General features: G+C 66.3%; 10 protein-coding genes. 5 read left to right on the plus strand and 5 right to left on the minus strand.

The window, feature by feature from the left end; translation table 11 throughout:
• Positions 1 to 100: 100 nt before the first annotated feature.
• Positions 101 to 841 (minus strand): cation efflux transmembrane domain-containing protein, encoded by a 741-nt coding sequence (locus I2H36_RS15855; RefSeq protein ID WP_196264870.1) that lies wholly within the window; start codon positions 839 to 841, stop codon positions 101 to 103.
• 71 nt (positions 842 to 912) lie between these two features.
• Here I2H36_RS15855 and I2H36_RS15860 point away from each other — a divergent pair, with 71 nt between their 5' ends.
• Positions 913 to 1,341 (plus strand): MerR family transcriptional regulator, encoded by a 429-nt coding sequence (locus tag I2H36_RS15860; RefSeq protein WP_196264888.1) that lies wholly within the window; start codon positions 913 to 915, stop codon positions 1,339 to 1,341.
• On the opposite strand, the gene I2H36_RS15865 is transcribed toward I2H36_RS15860, so the two are convergent.
• Positions 1,338 to 2,603: a ubiquinone biosynthesis hydroxylase gene (locus I2H36_RS15865; RefSeq protein ID WP_196264871.1), complete on the minus strand. Its 1,266-nt coding sequence runs from the start codon at positions 2,601 to 2,603 to the stop codon at positions 1,338 to 1,340. The two genes, I2H36_RS15860 and I2H36_RS15865, sit on opposite strands and share 4 nt — an antisense overlap.
• A gap of 126 nt (positions 2,604 to 2,729) precedes the next feature.
• Here I2H36_RS15865 and tesB point away from each other — a divergent pair, with 126 nt between their 5' ends.
• From tesB to I2H36_RS15880, 3 genes are all read left to right on the plus strand, one after another.
• Complete coding sequence (gene tesB, locus I2H36_RS15870; RefSeq protein WP_196264872.1) at positions 2,730 to 3,590, plus strand: acyl-CoA thioesterase II; 861 nt, start codon at positions 2,730 to 2,732, stop codon at positions 3,588 to 3,590.
• 206 nt (positions 3,591 to 3,796) lie between these two features.
• The gene (locus tag I2H36_RS15875) at positions 3,797 to 4,135 is read left to right on the plus strand and encodes a P-II family nitrogen regulator (protein ID WP_196264873.1); all 339 of its coding nucleotides are present in this window, start codon (positions 3,797 to 3,799) and stop codon (positions 4,133 to 4,135) included.
• Between the two features lie 36 nt (positions 4,136 to 4,171).
• Positions 4,172 to 5,518, plus strand: a complete 1,347-nt coding sequence (locus I2H36_RS15880; protein WP_196264874.1) for an ammonium transporter — start codon at positions 4,172 to 4,174, stop codon at positions 5,516 to 5,518.
• 130 nt (positions 5,519 to 5,648) lie between these two features.
• Here the strand turns inward: I2H36_RS15880 and I2H36_RS15885 are convergent, their stop codons facing one another.
• The 3 genes from I2H36_RS15885 to I2H36_RS15895 are packed head-to-tail and all read right to left on the minus strand — an operon-like array spanning position 5,649 to position 7,622.
• A complete protein-coding gene (locus I2H36_RS15885) occupies positions 5,649 to 6,248 on the minus strand; it encodes an SCO family protein (RefSeq protein ID WP_196264875.1) in 600 nt (199 codons plus the stop codon).
• A 14-nt stretch (positions 6,249 to 6,262) separates the two neighbouring features.
• Positions 6,263 to 7,201, minus strand: coding sequence for a DUF1775 domain-containing protein (locus I2H36_RS15890; RefSeq protein ID WP_196264876.1), 939 nt, complete (start codon positions 7,199 to 7,201; stop codon positions 6,263 to 6,265).
• A gap of 40 nt (positions 7,202 to 7,241) precedes the next feature.
• Positions 7,242 to 7,622 (minus strand): hypothetical protein, encoded by a 381-nt coding sequence (locus I2H36_RS15895; RefSeq protein ID WP_196264877.1) that lies wholly within the window; start codon positions 7,620 to 7,622, stop codon positions 7,242 to 7,244.
• Between the two features lie 188 nt (positions 7,623 to 7,810).
• Between I2H36_RS15895 and I2H36_RS15900 the strand changes: the two genes are divergently transcribed.
• A partial coding sequence (locus I2H36_RS15900; protein ID WP_196264878.1) for a DNA translocase FtsK 4TM domain-containing protein occupies positions 7,811 to 9,099 on the plus strand: 1,289 nt, incomplete at its 3' end.

Here is a 9,099-nt window from a genome sequence, read left to right on the forward strand (position 1 = left end):
TATTATTACGTAACGATATGGAACTGTCGGATATTGCCACGCCCGCTTTGAAGCTGCCATTCAGGCAGCTTCACCCTGGCAATGGACCTTTCCCGTCGTATCACTCCGCCGGAATCGCGGCACCCGGGCCGGCGCTGCGGTATTCATCCCAGGCCTGCCGCAGGATCTGCACGGCCGAGGATAGGAACAGGCCGGCCATGAGGCCCGCCACGATGAGGTCCGGCCAAGCGCTAGCCGTCCACCAGACCGCCCCCGCCGCCCCTGTGACGACGATGTTGCCGATGGCGTCGTTGCGCGAGCACAGCCAAACGGAGCGCACATTGGCGTCGCCGTCTTTGTAGCGCATCAACAGGAGCACGCTGGCGACGTTCGCGGCCAGCGCCAGGAGCCCGATCACGCCCATGATCTCGGCGCGCGGCAGGCCGAGGATCAACACGTGGTAGAGGGTCGAGCCCAGCACCCAGGCTCCCATCAGCGACAGGCTCACCCCCTTGAACAGGGCGGCAGTGGCGCGAATGCGTAAAGAAGCGCCGATGACCGCGAGACTCAGGCCGTAGGTGACCGTGTCGCCGAGAAAATCGAGGGCATCGGCCTGGAGGGCCTGCGAGCGGGCCAGATGCCCGGCGACGATCTCGGTCACGAACATCGCGGCATTGATGAGGATCACGGTCCAGAGCACCCGCTTGTAGCGCGGATCGACCCCGTCGAAGACCGGCACGCCGCCATGGCAGCCGCAGGCCTCCTCGGCATGAGCATGCCCCTTCGCCGGATGGGTCTCATGCGCTGGGTGCTCGTGGGACGAACAGCAGGCCCCGTGCTGGTGACCGCAGGTCTCGCTCATCCGAATCTCCTTTTCGTCATCGGATGCGACCTCTACAATCTCCAGCCACTAGAGGTTCAAGAGGAAAAATGATGGATCTTTCGATCGGAGCCTTGTCGCGCCAGGTTGCCGTGAAGGTGCCGACCATCCGCTATTACGAGCAGATCGGCCTTCTGCCTGCCCCGCCGCGCACCGCGGGGCGCCAGCGCCGCTACGGCGCCGAAGACGTGGCGCGCCTCAGCTTCATCCGTCATGCGCGGGATCTCGGCTTCGACGTGGAGGCGATCCGCGAGCTTCTGAGCCTGACCGCTCGGCCGGATCAGCCCTGTGAACCGGCGGACCGGATCGTGCTGCGGCATCTGGACAGCGTCGAGCGCCGCATCGCCCAGCTGACGCTCCTGCGCTCCGAGCTGCGGCACATGCTGGAGGATTGCCGGCATGGGCCTGTTCGGGAATGCCGGATCATCCAGGTCCTGGCCGATCACGACCAGTGCCGGCATGAGCATGGAAAGGTGAGTTAGAGCGTCTCGCCCCGCAACAGTCGCGGCGCTTCCTGTCTCGTCAGGCCCGCCGCCTCACGGATGAAGAAGCGCTTGAGGCCGGGCATGCGGTCGACGAGGCCCAACCCCAGATCTCGGATCAGGCGCACGGGCAGCACGTCGTTTGAGAACAGCCGGTTGAGCCCGTCCGTCACCACCCCCATGGCGGTGATATCGGTGCGCCGCGCCCGCTCGTAGCCGTCGAGCACGTCGGCCGCACCCGGGTCGAGCCCCAAGCGCATGACATCGGTGATGATTTCGGCGAGCGCCGCTGCGTCGTGCAAGCCGAGATTGAGGCCCTGGCCGGCAATGGGGTGGATCACATGGGCGGCATCGCCCAAGAGCGCGAGGCGCTCGGCGACAAAGGAGCGTGCCACTCCAAAGGACAGGGGGAAAGCTTGCGGCTTCGTCTCGAAGGCGAGTTTTCCGAGCTGCAAGCCGAAGCGGCGCTCCAGTTCGACGAGCAGGTCTTCCGGGTGCGATTCCAGCAGGGTCGGCACGTTCTCGGCCCGCTCGGTCCAGACGATGGAGCAGCGGTGCTGCAGGGTGCCGTCAGCCTGCAGCACCGCCTTGAGCGGCAGGATCGCGAAGGGACCGGAGGGCAGGAAATGCTCCACCGCCCTGCCCTCGTGGTCGCGCTCATGGGCGATGGTGGCGACGATGCCGGATTGCCGGTAAGGCCAGGAGATCCAGCCGATGCCCGCCTGCTCGCGCAGGCGCGAACGCCCGCCATCGGCGGCCACCAGCAGGGCGGCAGGCAGCACCGCGCCGTCGGTCAGGGTCACGTCGGTGCGGCTGCCCTGAATGGAGAAGCCCTTCACGCCCTCGGGCCGCAAATCGACGCCGGCCGTGCGGCAGGCTTCCAGCAGCACGGCTGTCAGATCGCCGGCCGTCACCATGTGGGCGAAGGGCTCGTTGCCATCCACTTCGCCCGCGAAGGTGAGGAAGGTCGGGCGGACCGGATCCTGCAGGCGGCTGTCGGTGATCACCATGTCGAGGATGGGCTGAGCGCGCTCCGCCACCCGATCCCAGACGCCGAGCGCCGTCAGCATCCGCCGCGCCGCCGCCGCGATGGCATAGGAGCGCTTGTCCCCGTGCGGATCGCGCTTGAGAGCCGGATCGCACATGGTGACGTCGATCCCGTCGGCGAGAGCCCGCTTGAGCGCCAGAGCCAGGGACAGCCCAGCGAGACCGCCACCTGCGATGACAATGCGCGGTGTTGCCGAGCCTGTTGCTGCGCCCATCGCTCTATCTCCTCGCTCTAAACGTTATAGGTGGGTGTCAGCCAATCATTGACCAGCGTCAAGCTTGACGTGTCGAGGCTGCTCCGTGATGGATGACCTTTCGTGATCACAGGATTTTTGAGGCTCATGTCCCGCGCCGTCACCGATCTCCTCGCCATCCTCGACCTCGAACAGCTCGAGGTGAACCTGTTTCGCGGCCAGAGTCCCAAGAGCGGCTGGCAGCGGGTGTTCGGCGGGCAGGTGATCGGGCAGGCCCTGGTGGCTGCCACCCGCACGGTGGAGGGGCGCCATCCCCATTCGCTCCATTGCTACTTCATGCTGCCGGGCGATCCCAAGGTTCCGATCATCTACGAGGTCGACCGCATCCGCGACGGCAAGAGCTTCACCACCCGTCGGGTGCTGGCGATTCAGCACGGGCACGCGATCTTCTCCATGTCGGCGTCCTTCCATCTTGAGGAGGACGGCTTCGCCCATCAGGCCGAGATGCCCAAGGTGCCGGGCCCGGACGAACTCCCGAGCGAGGAGGAGGTGAAGGGCGGGTTGATCCTCAAGATGCCGGAGCCCATGCGCACCTATTACGAGCGCGAGCGGCCGCTGGAATTCCGGCCCGTGGAACTCGCCCGCTACATGTCCCACGATCCGGGCGAGCCGCGCTTCCACGTCTGGATCAAGACCATCGGCCGCCTGCCGGACGATCCGGCGATCCACCAGAGCGTGCTGGCCTACGCGTCTGACATGACGCTCCTCGACACGTCGCTCATTCCCCATGGCCGGACGGTGTTCGAGCCCGAGATCCAGCCGGCGAGCCTCGATCATGCCATGTGGTTCCACCGCCCCTTCCGAGCCGACGAATGGCTTCTCTACGCGCAGGATACACCCAATGCCGGCGGCGCCCGTGGCCTGTCGCGCGGCCTCATCTTCCGGCAGGACGGCACGTTGATCGCCTCGGTTGCCCAGGAAGGCCTTATCCGCGAGCGACGTCGCTGAGTCTGTCTGCCTAGAATTTCATCAATCGGGTTATTTTCCAGCCAAATCCCCGCTGCCTCGAAAAGAGGCAGCGTGCTTTCGCCATGACCGGCAAGGTCTGGCATGTTTCTTGCATAAAGCCCTCCGACACCCGGACCTGGAGCCGGGTTCACGTTGGAACCGTCGCCCGTATTTTTCGGGAGGACGCAATGAAGGGGGCCTGACCCATGAAGATTGTGATGGCGGTCATCAAGCCGTTCAAGCTGGAGGAGGTGCGCGATGCGCTCACCTCTCTCGGCGTGCACGGCCTCACCGTGACCGAGGTGAAAGGATACGGGCGGCAGAAGGGCCATACCGAGATCTATCGCGGCGCCGAATACGCCGTGAGCTTCCTGCCGAAGCTGAAGATCGAGGTGGCCGTTGCAAGCGAGCTGGTCAACCCGGTGATCGACGCGATCACGGCTTCCGCGCGCACGGGCCAGATCGGCGACGGCAAGATCTTCGTCACCTCGCTCGAAAAGGCGGTCCGCATCCGCACCGGCGAGACCGACGGCGACGCCCTTTAATCCCCTTTTTTGCTGAATTTTCCGAGGTCTCATCCGATGAAGTTCCGTCCTCTTCTCCTACCGGCGCTTGGTGCGCTGGGTATAGGTCTCCTGGCCCTTAACCCTGCCCTGGCGCAGGATGCCGCCGCGGCTGCCCCCACGGTCAACAAGGGCGATACCGCCTGGATGCTCGTCTCGACGATCCTGGTGATCCTCATGACGATTCCCGGCCTCGCCCTGTTCTATGGCGGCCTCGTGCGCACCAAGAACATGCTCTCGGTGCTCATGCAGGTCTTCGCCGTGTTTTCCCTCGTGGGGATCCTGTGGGTGTTCTACGGCTACTCGCTCGCCTTCACGTCCGGCGGCGAAGGCCTGGTTGGGGCCATCATCGGTGGGTTCTCGAAGGCATTCCTCGCCGGTGTGACCACGGATTCCACCGCCGACACCTTCACCAAGGGCGTGGCGATTCCGGAATTCACCTTCATCGCCTTCCAGCTCACCTTCGCATGCATCACGCCTGCCCTGATCGTCGGCGCCTTTGCCGAGCGCATCAAGTTCTCCGCCGTGATGCTGTTCACGGGCCTTTGGCTGACTTTCGTGTATCTGCCCATCGCCCACATGGTGTGGTTCTCGGAAGGCTATCTCTTCGGCCTCGGCGCCCTCGACTTCGCGGGCGGCACCGTGGTGCACATCAACTCCGGCGTCGCCGGCCTCGTCGGCGCCCTGCTCGTCGGCAAGCGCATCGGCTATGGCCGCGACCTGCTCGCCCCGCATTCGCTGACGCTCACCTTCGTCGGTGCCTGCCTGCTCTGGGTCGGCTGGTTCGGCTTCAACGCCGGCTCCAATCTCGAAGCCACCGGCGGCGCGGCGCTGGCGCTTCTCAACACCATCGTGGCGCCGGCCGCCGCCGGTCTTGCCTGGATGACCGTTGAGGCGCTCCACAAGGGCAAGGCTTCGCTGCTCGGCATCGCGTCCGGCGCGGTCGCAGGGCTTGTCGCCATCACCCCGGCAGCCGGCCTTGCGGGTCCGATGGGATCCATCGTGCTCGGTCTCGTGGCCGGCGCGGTCTGCTACTACGCGGTCACGGGCGTGAAGAACGCGCTCGGCTATGACGACGCGCTGGACGTGTTCGGCATCCACGGTGTCGGCGGAATCATCGGGGCCATCGGCACCGGCATCGTGGCGGCTCCATCGCTCGGCGGATACGGCCTCGGCGAGTACAGCATCAGCGGTCAGCTGGTGACGCAGGTCATCGCCGTGGTGGTGACGCTGGTCTGGACCGGCATCGGCTCCCTGGTGCTCTTCAAGATCACCGACGCCATCGTGGGCCTGCGCGTCACACCGGACGAGGAGCGCGAAGGCCTCGACCTCGCCGACCACGGCGAGCGCGCCTACAACTACTGAAGAACAGCCTTCCAGAGGCTCTAACGGAAAAGCCCCGGTCACACGCCGGGGCTTTTCTTATTCTCAGATACTGACTGTCGTTCCGGAGCCGCGCAGCGGAGCCTGGAATGACAGTGCAGAGGAAGCGCGCTCAACCGTTCTTCACGAGCTGCCGCAGCTTCGCGCGCCGCGTCTCTTCCGGCTCCTGGAAGTTGGATGTGCCGTAGAACTCGCCCTTGCTGTCCATGAGGAACAAGGTGGCCGAGTGGTCCATGGTGTAGCCGCCGTCGGTCGGGACCTTGCGGTAGTAGATCTTGTAGGCGCGCGCCGCCGCGGCGATCTCCTCTTCCGTTCCCGTGAGGCCGACGATGCGCGGGTCGAAGGACTCGAGATACGTCTTCATCAGCTCCGGTGTGTCGCGCTCCGGATCGACCGTGATGAAGGCGGCCTGCAGGTTTGAAGCGTCCCGGCCCAAGGCCGCCATGTCCTGCGTGAGATCGTAGAGCGTTGTCGGGCAGACCTCCGGGCAATGGGTGAAGCCGAAGAACACCACGAAGGGCTTACCCTTGAGGTCTGCTTCCGTGAACGGCTTGCCCTCGTGGCTCATGAGCTTGAACGGGCCGCCGATCGGCACCTTGCCGGCGCTCTGCTGCGACCCTGAGGGAAAGAGGAGCAGGCCTGCCGTGACGACGAGCACCAGAACGCCCGTCGTGAAGACGAGGAGCGGCACGAGAAGACGTTTCATGTTCATCGTCGTGTCCCTCCTTAGTGCTTGTGCTCGGCGGGAGCGGCCCCGCCCATGCCGCGCACAATGTATTCCACCTCGACAGGCCCGGCCTTCTCGAAAGTCAGCGTTCCCTTCAGAACTTGGCCCTCCTTCAGCGGCTCCTTCAGGTCCATGAACATGAGATGGAGCCCACCCGGCTTCAATTCGACCGTGTCGCCGGGCTTGATCTCGAGCCCGCCCTCCAACGGCTTCATGCGCATGACGTCGCCCTCGAGCTTCATCTCATGCACCTCGACCTTGGAGGCGAGCGGAAACGATCCGCCGGTGAGGCGGTCGGGCACCGTGCCGGTATTGGTGATGCGGAGATACCCGCCGCCCACCTTGGCGCCCCCGGGCGTGGCGCGCGACCAGGGCTGATCGAGGGTCAGGGCTCCGGCCTTCACCGCCGCCGGTGCAGCACCGGCGGCGGCCGCGATCCGCACGCCGGGCGCGGGCGCCTTCAGGCTGTGCGGATCTTCGCCGGCGGCGGGCACTTGCGTCCATTCCTCCACGGCGCCGTCGCATTCCTGCACCACGGGGAAGAACACCGTGGCGCCCGGCTGGTAGGCATCGGTGAAACGGGCCTGGAACACGAACTCGTCGTAATGCCCGTCATCGAGGGAACCGGTCCAGACGATATCGGTCACGCCCTCGGACACCGCCTCGCCTTGGACCTGATAAGCGCGCACATAGGCGCCTTTGGTGGTTTCCAGTTTCCAGCCGGCCTTCGGCATGGGTTTCACGGCAACGATCCCTTCCGGGATCCGCACGCGCACCTTCTGAGTCGGCTTGCCGTCGCATCCATGCGGGATGCGCAAAATGGCCTTGTAGGTGGAATTGGGGCTGGTCTGCGCATTGTCGAACGAGACATGCGCCAGAGCAGGCGACGATACGGCCATGAGGGCGCCAGCAAGCGCGCCGAGGCGGGACGAAGTCATGGATGTCAGTCCTTGCAGAAGTGGGAATCGATGGCGGCGATCAGCCGAGGCGCGGCGGCGCGCGCGATCCCAGGGGCAGGACGTTGGAGGTGAGGCGTAAGCGCGGTGAGCCCGCTGTGCGGACGCTTGCAACAGCGGGAGGTGCGATCCGCCCGCGGAGGACTGCCGCCGGGCCTGGGCCTGCCGCTCCCGAGCCGTGGCAGCTCAAGGTGCAGCAGAGACTCCCGTGATCGTTCGCGGGAGAATGATCGGGCGCCGAGGAGCCGTCCTGGAGACAGATGATCCCCAGGGGGTCGGCCGCAGAGGCTGCATGGACGGCGCCACTGACGGACAGCAGGAGAGCCTGCAGGACGAAGGCATAGGCCATCACCGCCGCAATGGCGGCGCGTGTCCAGCCCTGTGCCGAGGTCCTGCGTCTCATGGCCGGGACACTGGTCTTTTGGCGTTCGGACGTCAACCGTGCAAAAGGCCACTGGAGCATCGGTGCCTTTCACGAAGGACAAAGCCACTTTTCCCCACCCGATGCACTTACGGTTAAAGGACCCTTAACCCGCCCGCGCTAGCATCCAGGCAATAGTGTCTCGTCCTGTGGTTTTTCAGAGTGGTTTGATGCGCGCGGCCCGCCGTTCTTCTTCCGCCTACGATGGCCTTTTCAGCTCTTTGAGGGCCTTTCTGGCCCGCCGGGCCCAGGAGTTGACGGGCCTGTGCCTGATTGCCTTCGCGGGCGCGGTCGCCGTGGCGCTCGCCACCTGGTCGGTGGACGATCCGAGCCTGAACAACGCCACCGATTTGCCCGTCCGCAACCTCATTGGCTGGCCCGGCGCCATCGTGGCCGACCTGTTCATGCAGCTCTTAGGATTGGGCGCCATCGCGGCCGTGCTCCCCCTGGCGCTCTGGGGCTGGCGGCTCATGAAATCGGGCGCGCTCGGCCGCCTGCAGTTGCGCTTGGCCCTCTGGGTCATCGGTGCGGGCGCCGCCACGGCGCTCGCCAGCGCCCTGCCCCCGACCCAGAGCTGGCCCTTGCCCACGGGCCTCGGCGGCGTGGTCGGCGATGCGATCCTGGCCGGCGCCAAGGCCATCACGGGGTTGTCCAACGGCTCAGCCAGCGCGGTGCTGGGCTTCCTGTTCGCCGGCATCGCCATTCTCACCCTTTCGGCCGCCTGCGGCCTCGGCCCGGCAGACGAGCGGCACCGCGAGGAGCCGGAGGAGATCGAGGATCCCGTTCCGGTGCGGCGGCGCAAGCTTCAGGACTGGGACGAGGCGGAGGAGATTGGCCGCGACGAGCCAGGCTGGGGCATTGTGTCCCTCGGGGCCCTGGCCCATGGGGCCATGAGCCTGCGCGCCGCCGCCCGCCGCTGGCGGGAGGGCCGCAGCACCGTGGCCGACGAGGATTACGAGGATGCGCCCGCACCGGTGAAGCGCTCCGCCCGTCAGCCGGGTGTCCGCCGCGAGCCCGTCCTCGACGGCGCGCCGACCCGTCCGCGTCCGGCGCCGGCTTCCGTTCCCATGCACGATGACGACGAGGCTCCCTGGGACGAGGACGATGCTCCCCCGGCCCGTCCGGCCACCCGGCCCGACCCTGCCCCGACTCGCGTCGGGCCCGTGCCGACGGCGCCGAAGCCCGGCAAGCGCATGGCCCGTGAGTCACAGCCTTCGCTCCTCGACGAGGAGAATTACCAGCTGCCGCAGCTCGGCCTGCTCGCCGAGCCCAAGCGCCCGGCCGGTCCCACGATCTCGGCCGACGCCCTGGAGCAGAACGCCGCCCTGCTTGAGAGCACACTCGAGGATTTCGGCGTCCGCGGCGCCATCTCCAAGGTCAATCCCGGCCCTGTTGTCACCCTCTATGAGCTTGAGCCTGCGCCTGGGACGAAGTCCTCTCGCGTGATCTCGCTGGCCGA

The organism is Microvirga terrestris (genome assembly GCF_015694425.1).
Classification (GTDB): domain Bacteria; phylum Pseudomonadota; class Alphaproteobacteria; order Rhizobiales; family Beijerinckiaceae; genus Microvirga; species Microvirga terrestris.